At 43.3% G+C, this 21257-nt stretch carries 23 protein-coding genes; 12 read left to right on the top strand and 11 right to left on the bottom strand.

From position 1 onward, the window contains the following. Positions 1-66: 66 nt before the first annotated feature. Positions 67-312, bottom strand: a complete 246-nt coding sequence (locus tag L0P88_RS09515) for a GlsB/YeaQ/YmgE family stress response membrane protein (RefSeq protein WP_247134354.1) — start codon at positions 310-312, stop codon at positions 67-69. 160 nt (positions 313-472) lie between these two features. Between L0P88_RS09515 and L0P88_RS09510 the strand changes: the two genes are divergently transcribed. Then, positions 473-1189, top strand: a complete 717-nt coding sequence (locus L0P88_RS09510; RefSeq protein ID WP_247134353.1) for a lysophospholipid acyltransferase family protein — start codon at positions 473-475, stop codon at positions 1187-1189. Between the two features lie 42 nt (positions 1190-1231). Here the strand turns inward: L0P88_RS09510 and L0P88_RS09505 are convergent, their stop codons facing one another. The 4 genes from L0P88_RS09505 to recA all read right to left on the bottom strand — a co-directional run bounded on the left by L0P88_RS09505 (position 1232) and on the right by recA (position 4787). Further along, the gene (locus tag L0P88_RS09505; protein WP_247134352.1) at positions 1232-2704 is read right to left on the bottom strand and encodes an outer membrane beta-barrel protein; all 1473 of its coding nucleotides are present in this window, start codon (positions 2702-2704) and stop codon (positions 1232-1234) included. Between the two features lie 10 nt (positions 2705-2714). Next, the gene (locus L0P88_RS09500; RefSeq protein ID WP_247134351.1) at positions 2715-3245 is read right to left on the bottom strand and encodes an RNA polymerase sigma factor; all 531 of its coding nucleotides are present in this window, start codon (positions 3243-3245) and stop codon (positions 2715-2717) included. A 25-nt stretch (positions 3246-3270) separates the two neighbouring features. Further along, positions 3271-3693: a hypothetical protein gene (locus L0P88_RS09495; protein WP_247134350.1), complete on the bottom strand. Its 423-nt coding sequence runs from the start codon at positions 3691-3693 to the stop codon at positions 3271-3273. A gap of 86 nt (positions 3694-3779) precedes the next feature. Further along, positions 3780-4787: a recombinase RecA gene (gene recA, locus L0P88_RS09490; protein WP_247134349.1), complete on the bottom strand. Its 1008-nt coding sequence runs from the start codon at positions 4785-4787 to the stop codon at positions 3780-3782. 276 nt (positions 4788-5063) lie between these two features. On the opposite strand from recA, the gene L0P88_RS09485 reads away from it, so the two are divergent. From L0P88_RS09485 to L0P88_RS09445, 9 genes are all read left to right on the top strand, one after another. Beyond that, positions 5064-6095 carry a rhodanese-related sulfurtransferase gene (locus tag L0P88_RS09485; protein ID WP_247134348.1) on the top strand — a complete coding sequence of 344 codons (1032 nt, stop codon included), beginning with the start codon at positions 5064-5066 and terminating at the stop codon, positions 6093-6095. Positions 6096-6194: 99 nt separating this feature from the next. Continuing rightward, a complete protein-coding gene (locus L0P88_RS09480) occupies positions 6195-7364 on the top strand; it encodes a stage 0 sporulation family protein (RefSeq protein WP_247134347.1) in 1170 nt (389 codons plus the stop codon). Continuing rightward, the gene (locus L0P88_RS09475; RefSeq protein ID WP_247134346.1) at positions 7357-7842 is read left to right on the top strand and encodes a gliding motility lipoprotein GldH; all 486 of its coding nucleotides are present in this window, start codon (positions 7357-7359) and stop codon (positions 7840-7842) included. Before L0P88_RS09480 ends, L0P88_RS09475 begins: the two co-directional genes overlap by 8 nt. Next, positions 7842-10166, top strand: a complete 2325-nt coding sequence (locus L0P88_RS09470) for a penicillin-binding protein 1A (RefSeq protein ID WP_247134345.1) — start codon at positions 7842-7844, stop codon at positions 10164-10166. The genes L0P88_RS09475 and L0P88_RS09470 overlap by 1 nt, the downstream gene beginning before the upstream one ends. 68 nt (positions 10167-10234) lie before the next feature. Further along, a complete protein-coding gene (locus L0P88_RS09465) occupies positions 10235-10936 on the top strand; it encodes a CoA transferase subunit A (RefSeq protein ID WP_247134344.1) in 702 nt (233 codons plus the stop codon). A gap of 11 nt (positions 10937-10947) precedes the next feature. Continuing rightward, complete coding sequence (locus tag L0P88_RS09460; RefSeq protein ID WP_158776391.1) at positions 10948-11313, top strand: four helix bundle protein; 366 nt, start codon at positions 10948-10950, stop codon at positions 11311-11313. A 27-nt stretch (positions 11314-11340) separates the two neighbouring features. Then, positions 11341-11994, top strand: a complete 654-nt coding sequence (locus tag L0P88_RS09455) for a 3-oxoacid CoA-transferase subunit B (RefSeq protein ID WP_247134343.1) — start codon at positions 11341-11343, stop codon at positions 11992-11994. A gap of 330 nt (positions 11995-12324) precedes the next feature. Continuing rightward, positions 12325-12843 carry a GNAT family N-acetyltransferase gene (locus L0P88_RS09450; RefSeq protein WP_247134342.1) on the top strand — a complete coding sequence of 173 codons (519 nt, stop codon included), beginning with the start codon at positions 12325-12327 and terminating at the stop codon, positions 12841-12843. Continuing rightward, complete coding sequence (locus tag L0P88_RS09445) at positions 12840-13988, top strand: serine hydrolase domain-containing protein (RefSeq protein ID WP_247134341.1); 1149 nt, start codon at positions 12840-12842, stop codon at positions 13986-13988. Before L0P88_RS09450 ends, L0P88_RS09445 begins: the two co-directional genes overlap by 4 nt. Before the next feature lie 5 nt (positions 13989-13993). Here L0P88_RS09445 and L0P88_RS09440 read toward each other — a convergent pair whose 3' ends face one another. Continuing rightward, on the bottom strand, positions 13994-14314 hold the full coding sequence (locus L0P88_RS09440) for a hypothetical protein (protein ID WP_247134340.1): 321 nt from the start codon (positions 14312-14314) through the stop codon (positions 13994-13996). A 128-nt stretch (positions 14315-14442) separates the two neighbouring features. Here L0P88_RS09440 and L0P88_RS09435 point away from each other — a divergent pair, with 128 nt between their 5' ends. After that, complete coding sequence (locus tag L0P88_RS09435) at positions 14443-15147, top strand: helix-turn-helix domain-containing protein (protein WP_247134339.1); 705 nt, start codon at positions 14443-14445, stop codon at positions 15145-15147. Between the two features lie 27 nt (positions 15148-15174). On the opposite strand, the gene L0P88_RS09430 is transcribed toward L0P88_RS09435, so the two are convergent. From L0P88_RS09430 to L0P88_RS09420, 3 genes are read right to left on the bottom strand one after another with little or no spacing between them, the layout of a single operon-like run. After that, positions 15175-16317: a methionine aminotransferase gene (locus L0P88_RS09430; protein ID WP_409557727.1), complete on the bottom strand. Its 1143-nt coding sequence runs from the start codon at positions 16315-16317 to the stop codon at positions 15175-15177. Beyond that, positions 16313-16783, bottom strand: a complete 471-nt coding sequence (locus L0P88_RS09425) for a very short patch repair endonuclease (protein WP_247134337.1) — start codon at positions 16781-16783, stop codon at positions 16313-16315. The genes L0P88_RS09430 and L0P88_RS09425 overlap by 5 nt, the downstream gene beginning before the upstream one ends. 9 nt (positions 16784-16792) lie before the next feature. Next, a complete protein-coding gene (locus tag L0P88_RS09420; RefSeq protein WP_247134336.1) occupies positions 16793-17674 on the bottom strand; it encodes a winged helix-turn-helix domain-containing protein in 882 nt (293 codons plus the stop codon). A 106-nt stretch (positions 17675-17780) separates the two neighbouring features. Here L0P88_RS09420 and L0P88_RS09415 point away from each other — a divergent pair, with 106 nt between their 5' ends. Continuing rightward, positions 17781-18365: a YceI family protein gene (locus tag L0P88_RS09415; protein ID WP_247134335.1), complete on the top strand. Its 585-nt coding sequence runs from the start codon at positions 17781-17783 to the stop codon at positions 18363-18365. Between the two features lie 76 nt (positions 18366-18441). On the opposite strand, the gene L0P88_RS09410 is transcribed toward L0P88_RS09415, so the two are convergent. Both L0P88_RS09410 and L0P88_RS09405 read right to left on the bottom strand, forming a co-directional pair. Beyond that, positions 18442-19188, bottom strand: a complete 747-nt coding sequence (locus L0P88_RS09410) for a succinate dehydrogenase/fumarate reductase iron-sulfur subunit (protein ID WP_158776399.1) — start codon at positions 19186-19188, stop codon at positions 18442-18444. Positions 19189-19252: 64 nt separating this feature from the next. After that, positions 19253-21256: a fumarate reductase/succinate dehydrogenase flavoprotein subunit gene (locus L0P88_RS09405; protein WP_247134334.1), complete on the bottom strand. Its 2004-nt coding sequence runs from the start codon at positions 21254-21256 to the stop codon at positions 19253-19255. Between the last annotated feature and the right edge of the window lies 1 nt (position 21257).

Raw genomic sequence — 21257 nt, 5'->3', positions numbered from 1 at the left:
TAAAAGTAACACCATCGGAGATAAAAAAAGCGGCCCGGGCCGCTTTTTTTATGGTTTCATATGAGATTATTTCTTGAAAAGCCCAGCTACAAAAAGGACCACGATTGCCCCAATGACCCCTGTAATCAAATCGCCTACAATACCGGAGCCTATATGGACTCCCAAGGTGTTAAAAAGCCAGTTGCCCACTGCCCCACCAACAATGCCAAGGATGATGTTGATAAGCACACCGAAACCGCCCCCCTTCATAATTTTGCCTGCAAGCCACCCGGCAAAACCACCGATAAGTAGTGCATAAAGTAGTCCTCCCATGATTTTATCTTTTGATTAGGTGTTGAAGTGATTTAAACTTTTTGCGTTTAGACGAAAAGTTTAAATCACTTCATTTAAAGATAGTCAAAAATTCTACTTTTGATTCGTGTTGCAACTTCTAAAGAACATAAGCCATTCATTGTACCGAATTTGGTTTTATATGTTGGTTGCAATCCCAATTTTGCTGTTCTCCCCATTATTACTGCTGACCACACTTTCGGAAAAGACCTATAATCAATTTTATTGGTTGGCAAGGAACATATGGGCCAAGACCATTTTATTTGGTATGGGATGCCCCCCTAAAATCCAGTGGGATCAAGAACTGATACGGGAAAAGGGCTATATGTTAGTGGCCAACCATAGCAGTATGTTGGATATTATGTTGATGCTCTATGTGAGCAAAAACCCTTTTGTTTTTGTGGGAAAGCAGGAATTGGCCAAGATTCCGGTTTTTGGCTTTTTTTATCGGCGGGCCTGTATTTTGGTAGATCGAAGTGACCCCAAGAGTAGAAGTGCCGTATATAGAAGGGCAAAAAGAAGGCTGGAAAAGGGATTGAGCATTTGTATTTTTCCTGAAGGGGGCATACCGGAAGAACATATTGTTTTGGACAAGTTCAAAGATGGTGCGTTTAGAATGGCGATCATTTATAATATACCAATCGTTCCGATGACTTTTTTGGATTGTAAAAAGCGGTTTCCGTGGAAGTTTTTTAGTGGATCTCCGGGGAAATTACGGGTCAAAGTCCATTCTTTTGTTGAAACCGGTATCTTAGGTACGGCGGACTCGGGGACCATAAAAAACGAGATAAGGAAGCTGTTGCTGGGAACTTTGCTGGACGATGATCAAAAAAAGCCCTATGACACAAGAAAATCATAGGGCTTAAAGCATGCCGTAAAAACGGCGTACTAACCAACTTCTTTAAAACCTAAAATTTAAGCCGCTGTACACCCCAACGGCAAATGGCCTAAAATCACCAGCGGTGTCGGAGAATGTGTTCAGTTGATATTTAAAAATAGGCTCTACGTTAAATTGTACTTTTTTCGATATTTCATAGTTGAATCCAATGCCAATATTGGTGCTAAAATTTACACTGTTGGCGTTATTGGCTTCTCCCACTTCCGTAACCAATTGGTCGGATTCCAGGCTTATGGAATTGTCCACCAGGAACAAAGAACTTATTCCTCCTATAAGATTGACCCCAAACCTCCTGTCCAACAAGGCATAGTTGAGCTCCATGGGCACTTCTATATAGCCCAATTGTTGCACCATTTGCCCTTCAAGCTCACTTGCTCCACCTCCTGAGAATTCAGCAACGTTGTCTATCGTGGCACTACGAGTGCTTTTGCTCTCCACGACCAAATTTCTTGATGTTCGGGTATAGGATATATTGTCAATCAGCTCATTGGTAGAAGTGGTCAATGAAGAGGAGAAGACAATATCGTTGGTATCGTACCCAAAATCAACTCTGTGGACTCCAGACCGTACACTTAATTTTTCACTTATATTGTAGGTGACCGTGAGTCCATAGCTAAGGTTGAGATTTCCCGATTTGCTGTTAGGGGCAAAATCGGAATGTACGGGGGAACCTTCTCCCGTGGAACTATAGAAAACGGGGGCCACCGAAGGTCCCATGGACCATCTGTCCTTTTTCTGGGATGCGGCAACGGCTTCTTGTTCCGACCCTTCCTGTGCTTCTATGGCATCATAAATCGAGATTTTGGATTTTTCCTCCTCGTTCTCATTTTGAGCTACCTCGGTTTCACCTTCCAAAAGCTCCATTTTATTTTCATTTTGCCCCTCTTTTTCGATTCCATTCGGATCCTTTGGTGTCCTATGGTTTTCGGCCACGTCCCCATTTTTGATGGCAACGGCGTCTTTATCCTTATTTGGATCCGTAATCTTGTTGGGATCTTCCTGCCCCTCTTTTTCCTTGGTGTTCACCGCAATGGCTTCGGAAGGTATCGATCGGTCTCTTTGGGGGTGGGCTACGTTTTTGGATGCTGGGGAAATAGTATTCTGTTCTTTGGATTTGATTCCTTCCCCGGTGGAATGTTCATTATCAACCAATGGTGTTTCCTTGGATTGTTGGATCGGTTTTAGACCGTCCGGTTTTTTATCTTCGGTGTTCCGGGGACTATCCTGGATATGTTCCTGCGTATCCACTACGGTTGGTACAGTGGTATTCTCCGCACTGGAGAAGGGGTCGATAATGTATAGTAAGATGGCTATGGCAGCAGCGGCACCCCCCAATTGCCACCAAATGGGAACTACCCTTTTTTTCTTCTTTTTCGCTAAAGACGCCTCAAGTTTCTCCCAAATCCGTTCATCCGGTATTTCAGAGAAGTCCTTGAACTTTTCTTTAAAAAGGTTATCTAAATTATTCCTTTTCATCTGTGCTAGGTTAAGCAATATTTATATTTTCTTTTTCAATTTTTTCCTTCAAGATTATTCTTGCCCTGGCCAGGTTGGATTTAGATGTCCCAGTGGATGTACCCAAGAGTTCACTGATTTCTTTATGGGAATACCCGTCCAGGACATAAAGGTTAAAAGTCATCCGATACTTATTGGGCAACTCCTGTATGTAGCTCAATAATGTGGACAGACTTATGTTCATACCTTCATTCTCCAGTTCCACCTCTTCCGTAATATTATCCGTCACCACGTCCAAATACTTCTCCTTTCTATACTTTTGAAGTACGGTGTTTATGGTTATGCGTTTCATCCATCCTTCAAAAGAACCTTTGTGGTTGTACTGCCCGATTTTATCAAAAATGACCATAAAACTATCATGCAAGTTATCTTCGGCCTCCGTTCGGTTTCTCGAATATTTTAGGCACATTCCAAAAAGAACACCGGAATACTTTCGGTATAATTCTTCTTGTGCCATTCTATTCTGCTCTTTACAGCGTTTTATGAGTTCGTCCAGACTCAAGATATTGGTTAGTTTGCTTTTTTAGTTAATTTTCCTCTATTACGGGAACTTCATATTCCAGGTACGTTGCTTTTCCATCAGAATCCTCTCCTGCATAAAACCTAAGGGTATAGGATGCTGTCCGAATGGCGTTTACGGTCAGATTTCCCCTTAGGCTTTCGTCCGATAGGGAACAATCCTCACCCACAAGTACGGATCCAACGGCCACAATGGTCCACACCCCATCCATTTCGGGAGACACATCAAAACCTTGAAAAAAGGTACAATTGTCCGGCCTGGAAAAGGTAACTTCAATGGTGTGGGATTGATTGAACACAAAATGCTCTGGAACAGCAACATTGGTAACTTCCAATGATACAAAATGAAAATTTTCTCCAGAATCCAATTCGCAGCCAACGATAAACAGACCACACAATGCCACCAATACTACCGCAAAAACCTTCTTCATAAAACTATAATAGCTTAATTAAGATGCTACTATAACGCTTAGGTTGCGTGTTTATGTGCGGTCTTAAAATCAGCAAAGAAGGTAGGTTATTCCTTTAAGACGGCAATGGCCTCCTTAATTTTCCCTTCCAGTTCTTCGGACAACTCTGGATTGTCATCCAAAAGACCTTTGACAGCATCCCTTCCCTGCCCTAGTTTGGTGTCCCCATAGCTGAACCATGAACCACTTTTTTTAATGATTTCGTAGGAAACACCAAGATCCAGGATTTCACCAACTTTTGAAATCCCTTCACCGTACATAATATCAAATTCAGCAGTTTTAAAGGGAGGAGCTACTTTGTTCTTGACTACTTTGACCCGGGTTTTATTCCCCTGTACTTCCCCATCCGTGCTTTTGATTTGCGTGGACCTCCGGATATCAAGTCTCACCGAAGCATAGAACTTAAGGGCGTTTCCACCGGTAGTGGTCTCGGGATTGCCAAACATGACCCCTATTTTTTCCCGTAGTTGGTTGATGAAGACCACGGTACAATGGGTCTTACTAATGGTAGATGTCAGTTTTCGCAATGCTTGTGACATCAGGCGGGCATGCAAGCCTACTTTGGAGTCCCCCATTTCCCCTTCAATCTCACTTTTTGGTGTCAATGCGGCTACGGAATCGATAATAACGATGTCTATGGCGCCGGAACGGATGAGGTTGTCCGCAATTTCCAAGGCCTGTTCCCCATGATCGGGTTGGGAGATGATAAGGTTATCAATATCCACCCCTAGTTTTTGGGCATAAAAACGATCAAAAGCATGTTCCGCATCAATAAAGGCCGCAATACCTCCTGCCTTTTGGGCTTCGGCTATGGCATGTAACGTTAAGGTGGTCTTACCAGAGGACTCCGGACCGTATATTTCAATGACACGCCCTTTGGGATATCCCCCAACCCCCAGGGCGAGGTCCAATCCCAGGGAGCCCGAAGAAATGACCTCGACATCTTCAATGACATGGTCCCCCATCTTCATTACGGCGCCTTTGCCATAGGTTTTGTCAAGTTTGTCCAGGGTAAGTTTTAACGCTTTGAGTTTGGCTTCTTTTTCGTTGCTCATGTTCTCTAAAATTAGATGACTAAAATACCACTTATTGTCTATTTAATTGGATACACGCAACCTTTTTGGATTTGTATACTCTTAACTATGACTAATTCAAATAATTCTTGGATGGCGGACCATTTAGCGAACTGCCATTTGGAAAGCAAACATGAAAGGGAAAATGGTATTGGTCGTAGGCGTCCCAAACAGGGATGCCTTTTTTATTTGATTACCTTTGCCAACGTTTTTAGCCATTTGAAAAAGTCTAAATGAGTTCTTAATTATTGGTATAGCATGCAACTGTACAATACGTTAAGTGCAAAAGAAAGGGAGCGACTTATAGAGGAAGCGGGAAAGGAACGCCTTACCATCTCTTTCTACAAATATGCACACATAGGCAATCCCGGAATTTTTCGGAATCATCTATTTGTCCATTGGGACCAATTGGATGTTCTTGGCCGCATTTACGTGGCCAAAGAGGGGATAAATGCGCAGCTGTCCGTTCCGGCGGATAATTTCATGGATTTTAAGGCCCACTTGGATAGCATTACTTTTTTGAAGGATGTCCGTTTGAACATTGCAATTGAACAGGACAATAAGTCCTTTTTAAAATTGAAGGTAAAGGTCCGCAAGAAGATTGTTGCCGATGGCCTGGATGATAATACTTTTGATGTCATCAACAAAGGCATTCATGTGGATGCAGCACAGTTCAATGAGCTAATTGCAGATCCCGAAAGCATTGTGGTGGATATGCGCAACCATTATGAGAGTGAAATTGGACATTTTGAAAAAGCCATTACTCCGGACGTGGATACCTTCCGTGACTCTTTGGACATCATAGAAGAACAATTGGCCGAACACAAAGAGGATAAAAAGTTGGTCATGTACTGTACAGGTGGAATCCGTTGTGAAAAAGCCAGTGCTTACTATAAACATAAAGGCTTTAAAAACGTGTACCAATTGGAAGGCGGGATCATAGAATACACCCGTCAGGTACGCAACAAGGGTTTGGAGAACAAATTCAAGGGGAAGAACTTTGTTTTTGACCATAGACGGGGGGAACGCATCTCAGAAGAGGTCATTGCCCAATGCCACCAGTGTGGGAAACCGTGCGATACCCATGTAAACTGTGCCAACGAGGCCTGCCACCTTCTTTTTATACAATGTGACGAATGCGCCAAAAAAATGAACCATTGTTGCTCCAAGCAGTGTATGGAAATAGTGACGCTTCCCTTTGAACAACAAAAAAAACTCCGTAAAGGAAAACATGCCAGCAACAAAATTTTCAAAAAAGGAAGGTCCGGGGTTCTGAAGTTTAAGAATTGAAATCCGGGCAGTCCTTAAATTTGGCTATCTTTACTTTTTAGTATTTACGAACCTAAATCAATGAACGGCCAAGTCGTTCACTGATTCAAGATATTTTATATGGGATGTAGCAGTTGCTCTAACGGAAAAGACGGGCAACCGCGGGGCTGCAAGAACAATGGAACTTGCGGCACGGATGGTTGTAATAAGCTTACCGTTTTTGATTGGCTTTCCAATATGTCGCTGCCTAATGGTCAAACCCCTTTTGACTGTGTAGAGGTAAGATTTAAGAACAGCAGAAAAGAGTTTTTTAGGAATACGGACAAGCTTTCACTTGTCATTGGTGATGTGGTGGCCACCCAGGCAAAATCTGGCCATGACGTTGGCATTGTCACCCTCACCGGAGAGTTGGTCAAGGTACAGATGAAACGTAAAAAAGTGGATTATGGGGACAAAGGACTTCCCAGAATCTATCGAAAAGCGACACAACGTGATATTGACATCTGGCAAAAATGCAGGAATAAAGAGGAAGAGATAAAAAAACGATCCCGGGAAATTGCCATTTCCCTAAAGCTGGAAATGAAGTTAAGTGACGTTGAATTTCAAGGGGACGGTTCCAAGGCCACATTTTATTATACCGCAGAGGACAGGGTAGATTTTAGACAGTTGATCAAGGACATGGCCAAAGCCTTTAGTATCCGAATTGAGATGCGACAAATTGGGTATCGCCAGGAAGCACAAAGATTGGGAGGAATAGGCTCTTGTGGCAGGGAATTGTGTTGTTCCACCTGGCTAACCGATTTCAGATCGGTAAGTACGGCTTCCGCCAGATATCAGCAATTGGCCTTAAACCCACAAAAATTGGCGGGGCAATGCGGCAAATTAAAATGCTGCCTCAACTATGAGCTGGACATGTATTTGGAAGCCCTAAAGGATTTTCCTTCGTCCGACAGTAAACTACAGACTGAAAAAGGAATGGCCTACTGCCAAAAAGTGGACATTTTTAAGGAAACCCTCTGGTTCTCCTACAGAAATGATGCGTCCAATTGGCACGCCCTTAAAAAGGAACAGGTCCAGGAGATTTTGGAAATCAACAAAAAGGACAAAAAAATTGAAAGTCTGGAATACTACACTTCAGATACGGCCCTGGACGATCAGGTAACCTTTGAAAATGTTGTGGGACAAGATAGTTTAACCCGATTTGATCGCCCCAAACGAAAAAGGAACAAAAAACGCAAAAACAAAAATCCTCGAAAAAAGAACCAAAACAATTCGGTGAGAAATGCATAGGTATTGGTGGATAATGGTTGTTTTTGTGGCTTGTATCTCCTGTAATGAAGGCTTGGTATATTCTGAATATGTACCATTGAACAACGGGATATGGAAAAGAGGGGATACCGTGAAATTCCAATTCAAGGACCTGGATACGGTTGGCAAGCACCATATCTTTTTGAATGTCCGAAACGACCAACGGTACGAGTTCAGCAATCTGTTCCTAATATTGGAATTGGAGGCTCCCGACGGAAATACCAAAGTAGATACCCTGGAATATGAAATGGCCCTGCCCACTGGGGAATGGCTGGGAAAAGGTATGGGAAGCGTTAAGGAAAGTAAACTTTGGTATAAGGAAAACATCGATTTTAAGGATTCTGGCGTATATAAGGTGAATGTATCGCACGCGATGAGAAAGAACGGGGAAGTTGACGGAGTGGATGGTTTGGAGGGAATTACGGATATCGGAATTCAAATTGAAAAAGTAAAAAACTAATGGCGACTAAGGCTGCTCCTAAAAAAGGATTTAAAAAGTTTATCAAATGGTTCTGGATTCTCTACGGAACCGGCATTTTGGCCGCAGTGCTGCTCTTTTTGTTGGCCTCTTGGGGTGTTTTTGGGGAAATGCCCACTTTTGAACGATTGGAAAACCCACAGACCAACCTTGCCACGGAAATTCTTTCTTCGGATGGGGAAACCTTGGGGAAGTTCTACCTAGATGATAACAGAACGGACGTGGGTTTTGAACAATTGCCCAAACACCTTGTTGATGCTTTGGTGGCCACTGAGGATGCCAGATATTATGACCATGCCGGTATTGATGCTAGGGGTACCCTTCGTGCCTTTGCTTTTTTGGGGACAAGAGGTGGCGCGAGCACTATTTCACAACAATTGGCCCGTCAACTTTTCGTTGGGGTGCGGTCTAGAAATAAGTTTGATGCTATCAAACAAAAGTTCAAAGAATGGGTAATTGCTACCAGGTTGGAGAGAAGTTATACCAAAGAGGAAATCATTGCCATGTATTTGAACATCTATGATTTTCACTATAACGCTGACGGTATTCGCTCTGCTGCACGAATTTATTTTGGAAAAGAACCCCAAGATTTAAAAATTGAAGAGGGGGCAATGTTGGTAGGAATGTTAAAGAACTCGTCTTATTACAATCCAATACGCAGGGAAGAGTTGGTAAAAAACCGACGCAACACCGTTTTGGGACAGATGGCAAAATACGATTACATTTCAGAGACGGAAAAAGATTCCCTACAACAGTTGGAAATGGATTTAAACTTCAATCCAGAATCGCATCGCGAAGGTTTGGCCACGTATTTTAGGATGTACTTACAGCGTTGGTTAAACAATTGGGTGAAAGAGAATCCCAAACCAGATGGGGAAAAGTACAACATTTACCTTGATGGGCTAAAAGTATACACTACCATTGATTCCCGAATGCAAAAAAACGCGGAAGATGCCGTTGAAGCCCATATGAAACGATTGCAAGCCGAATTTTTTGTCCAAAACACCCCGGAACGTAATCCAACCACCCCTTTCCTGGATTTGGAGGACGTTGAGATAGATAATATTATGGAGCGTGCCATGAAAAACTCCGCACGTTGGAGGGCGTCAAAACGGAAAGGCCTTTCAGAGAACGAAATACGTGCCTCCTTTAAGGAAAAGGCAGAAATGACCGTTTTTGACTGGAACAGTGATTCCTATGAGAAGGATACGGTGATGACCCCATTGGATTCCATTCGGTATTACAAAACCTTTTTACGCACGGCCATGATGTCCATGGAACCCCAAACGGGCCATGTAAAAGCTTGGGTAGGCGGTGTGGATTACAAACACTTTCAATATGATAATGTAATTCAAGGGGCCAGGCAGGCCGGCTCTACCTTTAAACCTTTTGTGTATGCAGCGGCAATAGACCAGTTACGCTATTCCCCCTGTGATTCGCTTCCGGACACCCAATATTGTATTGAGCCCCTGAAGCATGGCAATATGGAGCAGTGGTGCCCTAAAAATTCAGATGGGAAGTATTCCTTGAAAAATCGAACCTTAAAAAATGCCTTGGCAAACTCCGTCAATACCATTACTGCGCGATTGATCGATCAAGTAGGACCCGGTTCCGTGGTGGAGATCGCCAAGAACATGGGATTCACCAAAGAGATTCTGGAAGTACCATCCATTGCTTTGGGAACGGTGGATTTTAATGTGTATGAAATGGTAGGTGCCTATGGTACGTTTGCCAATCAGGGGGTGTATGTGAAGCCGGTAATGATTACCCGAATAGAAGATAAAAATGGCACGGTCCTGTACGAGTACGTTCCCAGAACCAAAGATGTACTGAGCAAGGATGTGGCCTATACCATGGTGAATCTTATGGAGGGGGTTACCGAAGGAGGTTCGGGAACACGGCTACGCCATACATTTGCCAAAGAACAAACCGTTTATAAGGAAATTGTTACGGGGTATCCCTATGAATTCCAAAACCCCATTGCCGGGAAAACGGGAACTACCCAAAACCAAAGTGACGGGTGGTTCATGGGAATGGTGCCCAACCTGGTTACCGGGGTCTGGGTAGGCGGGGATAATCGCTCCGTCCATTTTAAGGGCCTGGCCTATGGTCAGGGAGCCTCAATGGCACTGCCTATTTGGGCCTTATATATGAAAGCCAATTACGAAAACGAGGAATTGGGCGTATCCATGGAAGCTTTTGAAGAGCCGGAGGAGCTGTCGATAAATGTGGACTGCACTAAAATCCTAGAGGAAAAAAAGCAGGAAACGGACACCGAGGACGACTTGGAGGATTTGGACTTTTAAAAAAATTGTTGTTGCAACAACATAGCTATATTTCGTAACTTACCCGCCACGAACGCAATATACTTTTTATGATAAAAAAAACCGTTTCAGGGGTTCAGGAAGCCTTAAAGGGAGTACAGGACGGGATGACTTTTATGCTTGGGGGATTTGGACTTTGCGGGATTCCCGAAAATGCGATTTCGGAATTGGTACGGTTGGGAATTACGGATATTACCTGTATTTCGAACAATGCGGGGGTGGATGATTTTGGACTGGGATTGCTGTTACAACAGCATCAAATTAAAAAAATGATCTCTTCCTATGTAGGGGAAAATGATGAGTTTGAACGGCAGATGCTTTCCGGGGAGTTGGAAGTGGAATTGACGCCGCAGGGAACCTTGGCGGAAAAATGCAGGGCCGCCCAAGCAGGGTTTCCGGCCTTTTATACCCCGGCGGGTTATGGAACAGAAGTGGCCGATGGAAAGGAAACCCGTGAGTTCAATGGTAAAATGTACGTGTTGGAGGAGGCTTTCAAAGCAGATTTTGCCTTCGTGAAAGCGTGGAAAGGCGATGAAGCCGGAAATTTAATTTTTAAAGGGACGGCCAGAAATTTTAACCCCTGTATGTGTGGGGCCGCCAGGATAACAGTGGCCGAAGTTGAGGAGTTGCTCCCTGCCGGAAGTTTGGACCCCAATGAAATTCACATTCCAGGAATTTTTGTGCAGCGGATTTTCCGGGGACGGCACTATGAGAAGCGAATTGAACAACGAACGGTTCTGCAGAAGAATTGATTGATTTGAAAATGAGAAACGATAAGAAAAATCTAATTGTAGATTTAACTTTTGAATTTTCCATCAAAATCATTGCGTTTTCTGAGGAAATCAGGGCTTTGAATCGATTTGAAATGGCTTCCCAGATATTTAGAAGTGGAACTTCTATCGGAGCAAACATTCGTGAGGCTCAAAATGCTGAAAGCAAAGCGGATTTCATACATAAATTCAAGATTTCTGCCAAAGAAGCTGATGAATTGTACTATTGGTTAAAGCTTTGTAAAGCATCGGTATTTTATCCAAATCCGGAAGAAGGACTATTTGAGGAATTAAAGTCAATCACCCTTATTATTTCAAAAATAATAGGAACCAGTAAGCGAAGTCAATTTTCAAATTGAGTCATTATTGAATTAATACACTGATAAATGCTAGACAAAAACGGAATAGCAAAACGGATTGCCAAGGAAGTCAAAGATGGCTATTATGTAAATCTTGGTATTGGAATCCCCACTTTGGTGGCCAATTTTGTCCGTAATGATATTGAGGTGGAATTTCAGAGCGAAAATGGGGTTTTGGGCATGGGACCATTTCCCTTTGAGGGAGAGGAAGATGCGGATATTATCAACGCAGGCAAACAGACGATAACCACCTTGCCCGGAGCATCATTTTTTGATTCGGCCACCAGTTTTGGGATGATTCGGGGCCAGCATGTGGATTTGACCATCTTGGGCGCCATGGAGGTTGCGGAAAATGGGGATATCGCCAATTGGAAAATCCCCGGAAAAATGGTGAAGGGAATGGGCGGTGCAATGGATCTGGTCGCTTCTGCGGAAAACATTATCGTAGCCATGATGCACACCAATAAAGCGGGCCAATCCAAACTATTGAAAAAATGTACCCTTCCATTGACAGGGGTTGGCTGTGTGAAAAAGATTGTGTCCAATATGGCCGTTCTCGAAGTTAGGGATAATGCATTCCATCTTTTGGAAAGGGCACCAGGGGTTTCCGTGGAAGAAATAAAGAAGGCAACGGAAGGAAAGTTGATCATAGAAGGCACTGTCCCGGAAATGGTACTTTGATGGTGCCACTTGACCAAAAAAACCAATCCCTGGATGCGCACACAACACGATACCTTCAATTCACAACAAAATATTTCATAGGTAAAGCACGTTAGTTATATTTGAAGTAAATAATTATTTCCTATTAACCTGCTTTAACCCCAAACCCGATGATTTCAGAATTCAATCATGAACCTGTTGCCATAGAGCAAGAAATACAGGTTTACCGTAACGATTTTTACAGCGGTTTTTTAAGGTTGGTCAAAAAGCTTTTTATGCTATAGGCCAAACGGACACGACCAAAAAAATAGGAGAGTCAATTTTTATTGGCTCTTTTTTATTTTTGGTACCATGGAAATCACTTTTAGGACATGCGGCTTACATGATTTGGAACTACTTCAGAAAATTTCAACATCCACCTTTATAGATGCCTTTGAAAAACAGAACGACCCCATTGATTTTCAATCCTATTTGACAAAGGCGTTTTCAAAGGAACAGCTTCGGCGAGAGCTGGAAAACGAAAATGCCCGTTTTTATTTTGTGGAAACCAGAAAAGAATTGGTGGGTTACCTTAAGGTGAATACCGGAGAGGCCCAAAGTGAACTAAGGGAAAGTGGGGCAATGGAACTGGAAAGGATTTATGTGGTTTCTGCTTTTCAAGGAAAGGGATTGGGAAAAAAGATGTTGTCCTTTGCCGAGGAACTGGCCGTAAAAGATGGGAAAACCTATCTTTGGTTGGGCGTCTGGGAAAAAAACGAAGGTGCCATTCGGTTTTATACAAGAAATGGCTATCAACATTTTGGGACCCACCCCTATTATATTGGTAAGGACCAGCAAACGGATTGGTTATTAAAAAAAGAATTGAAATGAGAAAAGGAACACTAGTACTCCTTCTATTTGTAGGAACATTTGGTTTTGCACAGAAAGCTTTTTTTCCAAATCGAAATGAAGACTGGAAAACCCTGGAGGCGATTTCAAATGCTTTTGATACCAAAAAATTGGATGAGGCCGTCCGGTTTGCAATGGACAATGAATATTCCGGATCCCGGGATTTAAGGAGGGCCATCCTAAAAGGGTTTGAGCGTGAACCTTTTCATGAAATTCTGGGACCCACTAAAAAAAGGGGAGATCCGGCCGGAATGATACTTAAAAATGGATATCTGGTCAAAAGCTGGGGCGATACGGGGAGAGTGGATATGACCTTTAGTGTGACCAAAAGCTTTCTGTCCACGGTAGCTGGTTTGGCCTATGACCGAAAATTGATTGGTAAGGTCTCGGACAAGGTAGGGGACTATGTCTGGGATGGTACATTTAATGGAGAGCATAATTCAAAAATCACCTGGGAGCATTTATTGCAACAGAATTCGGATTGGTCAGGGGAATTGTTCGGTATTAAGGACTGGGCGGACAGACCCCCCAGGGAGGGAGGTTTGGACGATTGGAGATTAAGGGTACTGCGGGAACCGGGGGCCGTAATGGAATATAACGATGTTAGGGTCAATGTGCTTGCCTATTCGTTGACCCATGTATGGCGCAAGCCTTTGCCCATGGTCCTAAAGGAGCATTTAATGGACAAGATTGGCGCGTCTACCACCTGGCGTTGGTTCGGTTACAAAAACGCATGGACAACCATAGATGGGGTACAAATGAAATCCGTTACGGGCGGCGGCCATTCCGGCGGCGGTATTTTTATATCCACCGAAGATATGGCGCGCTTTGGACACTTGTTTCTGAACAGGGGGAACTGGAACGGAGTGCAAATCATCAGTGAGGACTGGATCAAGATGGCGGTGGCCCCCTCTAAGCCAAACAACAATTATGGGTATATGTGGTGGCTCAACCTTGAGGGCACAAGGCAATGGGAAGGCGTTTCGGAAACCGTCTTCTATGCTGCCGGATTTGGGGGTAATTTTATTGTTGTGGATTGGAAAAATGATATGGTGGTCGTAACCCGTTGGTTGGAACCCAGCAAAATCGGGGAGTTTATGCGGATGGTCTCCGCTTCCATACGCTGACCCCACTACAGTTTTAACATATTGTCCAAGTACATAATATCCCCTTCTGCCTGAAGTTTTTGGGCAAAGGCATTTTCAAAGGCAACATGCACCAAAAGCGCTATTGCTTTTGAATTGGATTTGGTAAGGCTATTTGTCCTATAGATGACGTCGCGAATTGTGGAGAAACTCACATTGGTCCGTAACGCAATATTGGCGATATCATCTTTGGAAGTTGTCCTTCTTAGGATTACGGACAATCGTCCATTTATTGGTTTCCCATAATCTTCTTTATTGAACAAGGCTTCATTTCGTATGGTTAACATGATTTTTTTTGATGAGGTCATATAGCATTTTGTTTTAGTTCGGTGAACACGATCTTTTTTATCTTTGCTTGTAATCCAATTACAGGTAAGTGTTGTCTTACTGCATGTGAACATAAATATATGCAAAAAAATTACATAAATAGCAAATTGTGGAATTCATTAAGCAGTTAAGAAGGAAAAAAGGGATGAACCAAAGTGATTTGGCCGCTGTCATAGGGGTAAGTCTTAGGACCATTCAGCTCTATGAAAAGAAGGATGCCAACATTCCCATAAAAAACCTTGGCAAAATTGCTGACTACTTTGAAATAAGTATCGGAGAACTGTATTTACATGAAGTCAATGAAACGGATGGCCAGTATTCCAAAAAACGGACCTTTTTAAGTCATGGAAATATTGGTTACCGTTTGGATAAGGGCAAAGTAGTGCTTAAAGTCCCCTTGGTTATGGCCGCTTCCCATAAAGCATTGGTGGATAATTTTCAGGACGAATCCTTTATCAAAGGGTTGTTCCGAATTGATTTTCTGGTCCAGGTGGTCGAAGAAGCCTTTTATATGGCCTTTGAGGTTTTGGGGGATGCCATGAATGACGGTACCTCCCACTCCATCCCAAATGGCGCATTGGTGCTGGGGAAAAAGATGGCCACAAACGCCTTCCTGTCCACTACCGAATATATCAATAGGTCATTTGTCCTTGTTTGTACGGACAGGATTATCTGTAAATCAATTACGGGGATTTCTGTTGACAAGAAGGCCCTGGTTTGCCATAATTTGAATCCATCGCCCGAATTCACGGATTTTGAGGTTCCGATCGATAAGGTCTTAGGGCTCTACGAAGTAGTTAAAAAACAGGTTTAAGGAACTACCGTCCCCAAGAAAATTCCGCTAAATCCGGTTCAGGATTTCTGCAGCCCGATCCAAGGTTTCCCGGGTTTTTGCAAAACAAAGTCGCAATTGTCCATTATCCCTATTGTTCAGTTGAAATACCGAGAGGGGAATACTGGCAATTTTATATTCTTTAATGAGTCGTTTGGAAAAAGTGATATCGCTTTCGTCCGTAATGGTCGAATAGTCCACGACCTGAAAATAAGTGCCATCGGAAGGCTTGAACCGAAACCTTGAAGATCGAATGGCCTCCAAAAAGTAATCCCGTTTTTCCTGATAGAACTGGTTGAGCCCCAAATAATGGTTTTCATCCTCCAAATAGGCTGCAACAGCTTTCTGCATGGGGTGATTTACGGAGAAAACTGTGTACTGGTGGACCCTTCGAAATTCACGCATCAGTTCCTTTGGACCAACCACATATCCCAATTTCCAACCCGTTACATGAAAGGTCTTTCCAAAGGAGGCACATATGAAACTCCTGGAAGCCAAATCCGGGAATTTTGAAGCACTTTCATGCAATAGACCATCAAAAACAATGTGTTCATACACCTCATCGCTCAGTAAAACAATATTGGTGCCACGGAGGATTTCCTGTAATTGCAGCATATCGCCCACGGACAACAGCGTGCCACTGGGATTATGGGGCGAATTGATGATTACCATTTTTGTTTTTGCACTTATTTTGTTTTTGAAGGTTTCCCAATCCACTTGAAAATCTTCGTTGGACAATTCTATTGGTACAACTTTTCCCCCATAGAGTTCAATGGTAGGTTCGTAACAATCATAGGCCGGTTTACATACGATAACCTCGTCATTTGGACGGATAAAAGCGGAAATGACGTTAAAAATGGCCTGGGTGGCTCCTGTGGTAATGGTAACCTCCGTTTCGGGGTGATAGGTCGTCCCATAAAGCGCTTCAATTTTGCCCGCTATTTTTTCCCTTAGGGAATACGTGCCCGGCATTGGAGCGTATTGGTTGTGTCCATCCTTTAAGGCATTTTGAACCAATTCCAATAGTTTGGGATCCGTGCCAAAATTGGGAGCGCCCTGGGAAAGGTTTACGGCCTTGTACTGTAGTGCCAATTGTCCCATTTCGGCAAAAATGGTTGTCCCTACATTGGGCAATTTGGAGGTGAAGTCAATCATAGGTTTTTAAGTGGTTTAGTACCGTATCCAGGCATTCATCAAGGTTCTTGTCCACTTCTTTTTGCCAGAAACGGAAAACGGTATACCCCAAACCTTGCAATGCCTCGTTTACCTCGGCATCACGCTGTATGTTCCGCTCAATTTTAGGTATCCAGAACTCCCGATTACTTTTTATTTTTTCCCTGCGCTGCTCCCAATCGTATCCATGCCAGAATTCGCCATCAACAAAAATGGCCGTCCTATACTTTTTCAAAACAATATCGGGTTTGCCGATCAGTTTTTTGTAATCAATTCGATAGCGATATCCAGCGGCCCAAAGCGCCTTTCTTAGCGCGAGCTCCGGTTTGGTGTTTTTACCCCGGATTTTGGACATGATCTTGGAACGTTCAGGGGTAGTGTAAAAACCGGCTTCCTCGTTAAAACGAGGCACCTTAATACGTTCTTCTGAATATTTCTTAGGCATGGTTGAAGATTATCTTCGAGCTTTTTTTATAATTTCAAGTTTGTATCCAACCCCATGGATATTGACAATATTTATACTATTGTCATCTTTGAACTTCTTTCTAAGTTTTGAAATAAACGTGTCCAGACTTCGACCTACAAAAACCCCCTTGTTTTCCCAAACTTCCTTAAGCAAAAAATCCCGCTTCACCACTTGGTTGGGATTATCACAGAATACTTGCAGCAACTCTGATTCTTTTAAGGTAAGTTGAATGCTTCGGTCATTTTTGACCAATTTATTTTGGGCTTTATAAAATTTATAATCCCCAAGAGCGGCAAAAGATAAGACATCGGATACTATGGTTTCCCGCTTCTTTTTGGCCCAAAAAAATAAGGTGGTCCCAACCAAAAACAGAAGAATCAGTACATACCAGGAAGAACCAAACCTAAAACCCATTAATGAAGTGCCGCGATGAAAAGAAACGTGAACCGTATAGCAGCTTAAGGGTAATTTTCGTCCCAAACATGGAATAATGTTCTTTTCTTCATCATTGGATACGGCATAGCTATAGCTCACCTCTTGATTTGTACAATTGATGACCTCAACCAGATATGCTTCGGGGAGATTCAAAGCGGTAAAGTTTTGATCAAGTGCCTTTACTATGCTGTCAGGAGTTATGGACAGCTCTGTTTGAAATGATAACAGGAAATAGTTTTTCTTCGTTTCAATTATGGGCAATACCAAGGACGTGGAATCATTGTTTTGCAACAACAATGAATTGCCGGCATTTCTCATCGCAACCTTTACCAAACTCGGAAAGGTTTTATCATTTTCTTCCGAGGAATAACCACTTATTGGAAAGGAAATCCCCAACAAGAAAAGGACACAAAAAACATACGTGACTTTTTTCATTTTATAAAACTCAGAATCTAAAAAATTGCAATTTTTTGCACTTCATTTACATTTAATTCACGGCTTTAAACCGATCCAAATCTAGATTTGTCCAAAAATCAGAACAATGAAAAAAATCATCTTCTTATTGGTAAGCATCTGCACTATTTCAGTAGCGCAAGGACAAGGTAGCATAAAAATTGACACGGTAAAAAGTGTGATCAACTGGAAAGGATCTAATCTTTTTAAGGTCAACCAGCATTATGGAACCGTGAAGTTTTTGAGCGTTGATATTTCTATGGATGGAGCATCAATAACCGGAGGGAAGTTTATCGTTGATATGAACAGCATTAAGAACACCGATGGCAAATACAATGAAATGCTGGTTTCCCACCTTAAGCATCAGGATTTTTTTGATGTAGGGAAACATCCAACGGCCGAATTGGAGATTCTGCAGGTAAAACACGGAGACAATGGGCAGATGGAAATAGAGGCCCTGTTAATGATAAAAGGAATTTCCAGGATGATAAAATTTCAATCCTCCCTGGATAAACACGACAAAGAAGCCGTGTTCACATCAAAATTTATAATTGATAGGACGCGGTGGGGTATCAGTTACCAATCCAAAGGGATACTAGGAAGCGTCAAGGATGATATCATCTCTGATGCAATCGAATTTGAGGTAACCATAGTTTTCCCACTTCTATGTTGATTACGGGAATGGAAAAACAAAAAAAACCCAAACTCCATGAACGGAATTTGGGTTTTGCTCATTTGGTTGGTAGTATTTATCCTTTAATGGTGGCCGACAAATATTCGCGATTCATCCGGGCAATATTTTCCAGGGAAATTCCCTTGGGGCATTCCACCTCACAAGCACCGGTATTGGTACAATTGCCAAAGCCTTCCAAATCCATCTGACGCACCATGTTCATCACACGGTCCGCGGCTTCTACCTGGCCTTGTGGCAACAATGCAAATTGCGAAACTTTTGCAGAGGTAAATAGCATAGCGCTGGCATTTTTGCAAGCGGCCACGCAAGCACCGCAACCAATGCAGGTAGCGGCATTAAAAGAAGCATCGGCAGCATCCTTTTCTATGGGAATGGCATTTGCATCCACAGGAAGACCGGAAGTATTTACGGAAATGTACCCTCCCGCTTGTTGAATACGATCAAAGGCCGTTCTGTCCACAATCAAATCCTTGATAACGGGAAATGCTTTGGCTCGCCAAGGTTCAATAACGATGGTATCCCCATCATTAAAGCTTCTCATATGCAGTTGGCAAACCGTAATTCTCGAATCCGGCCCATGCGGGCGTCCATTGATCATCAAGGAACAGGTTCCGCAAATTCCTTCCCTACAATCATGGTCAAATTCCACAGGCTCTTCGCCCTTGGCAACCAACTCCTCATTCAAGACGTCCAACATCTCCAGGAAAGACATATCGCTTTCCACACCATCCATGGTATAATCCACCATTCCCCCCTTGGAATTGGCATCTTTTTGTCTCCAAATCTTAAGATAAATTTTCATAGCTATTTAGTTTCTTGTTGTCCGTTGCTCGTTGTTGGGTTAACCATCAACCAACAACTGTGAACTATTTATAACTTCTTGTTTTAACTTCAATGTTTTCGTAGACCAAATCTTCTTTATGCAGCTCGGACTTGCTTGGGTCCCCTTTGTATTCCCAGGAAGCAACATATTTAAAGTTTTTGTCGTCTCGCAATGCTTCCCCTTCAGGGGTTTGGTATTCTTCCCTAAAGTGACCACCGCAAGATTCATTCCGATGCAGCGCATCCATGGCGAATAGTTCACCCAACTCCAGGAAATCTGCCACACGTCCCGCTTTTTCCAGTTCCTGGTTTTTGGCTTCCGCCTTTCCGGTAACCTTTACATTTTCCCAAAAGTCCTTTCGCAATTCGGAGATTTCTTTGATAGCCTCTTTCAAATCCTTCGCGTTACGTGCCATACCACACTTGTTCCACATGATTTTACCCAGTTTCTTGTGATAATAATCTACGGAATGAATGCCGTTGGCGGACATTAGTTTGTGTATTCGGTCTCGGACGTTCTGTTCGGCTTCGTCAAATTCCGGACTATCGGAGGATATGGGTCCGGTCCTAATATCATCACTCAGATAATCCCCTATGGTGTAAGGCAATACAAAATAACCATCTGCCAAACCTTGCATTAGGGCCGAAGCTCCCAATCGGTTGGCCCCATGATCACTAAAGTTGGCCTCTCCGGCAGCATAACAGCCCGGGATGGTCGTCATTAAATTGTAATCCACCCAAAGTCCGCCCATGGTATAGTGTACCGCGGGATAGATCATCATTGGGGTTTTGTAGGGATTTTGGTCCACAATCTTTTCGTACATCTGGAAGAGGTTACCATATTTGGCCTCTACCACTTCCTCACCTAATTTTCTAACTGTGGCATCATCGGGATTCTTCATTCCGGAAGTCAATGCCTTTTCGCGACCGTACCGCATAATGGCGGCATCAAAGTCCAGATAAACGGCCTCTCCGGTTTTATTCACCCCATATCCGGCGTCACAGCGTTCCTTGGCTGCCCTGGAGGCCACGTCCCTGGGAACCAGGTTTCCGAAGGCGGGATATCGGCGTTCCAAATAATAATCCCTATCCTCCTCTTTGATTTCTGTAGGTTTCAATTGGCCAGCACGGATAGCTTCCGCATCTTCCTTCTTGGCAGGGACCCAAATACGCCCATCGTTCCGTAAGGATTCCGACATCAGGGTCAATTTCGATTGATGGTCACCGGAGACGGGAATACAGGTCGGGTGGATTTGCGTAAAACATGGGTTTGCAAAATGGGCTCCTTTTTTATGGGCTTTCCAAGCGGCCATTACATTGGCTCCCATGGCATAGGTGGAAAGGAAGAATAAATTTCCATAACCCCCGGTGGCCAATATGACTGCATGGGCAGCATGTCTTTCGATTTCCCCGGTCACGAGGTTCCGGGCAATGATGCCCCTGGCCTTACCATCAACAAGGACGACATCCAACATTTCATGACGCGTATAGGATTTTATCTTACCACGGTGTATTTGACGGTTCATGGCGGCGTAGGCCCCCAATAGCAATTGTTGTCCGGTCTGTCCCTTGGCATAAAAAGTTCTGGATACCAGTACCCCCCCAAAAGAACGGTTGTCCAAAAGACCACCGTATTCACGGGCAAAAGGGACTCCTTGTGCCACGCATTGATCGATGATATTGGTGGAAACCTCCGCGAGTCTGTAGACATTGGCCTCCCTGGAGCGGTAGTCACCACCTTTAACGGTATCATAGAACAAACGGTACACACTATCTCCGTCACCTTGATAATTCTTGGCTGCGTTGACGCCACCTTGAGCGGCAATGGAATGTGCACGTCTTGGGGAATCTTGGTAGCAAAATGTTTTTACATTGTATCCAAGCTCTGCCAAGGTAGCTGCGGCCGAACCCCCGGCAAGTCCGGTCCCCACAACAATGATATCTATATTACGTTTGTTCGCAGGATTGACAAGGTCGATTTCGTTTTTATGTTTTGTCCATTTATCGGCCAAAGGGCCTGATGGAACTTTGGATTCCAATACTGCCATA

The organism is Muricauda sp. SCSIO 64092 (genome assembly GCF_023016285.1).
Classification (GTDB): Bacteria; Bacteroidota; Bacteroidia; order Flavobacteriales; family Flavobacteriaceae; genus Croceivirga.
The sequence above is the reverse complement of the archived record's forward strand: the minus strand, read 5'-3'. Positions and strand labels throughout refer to the sequence as shown.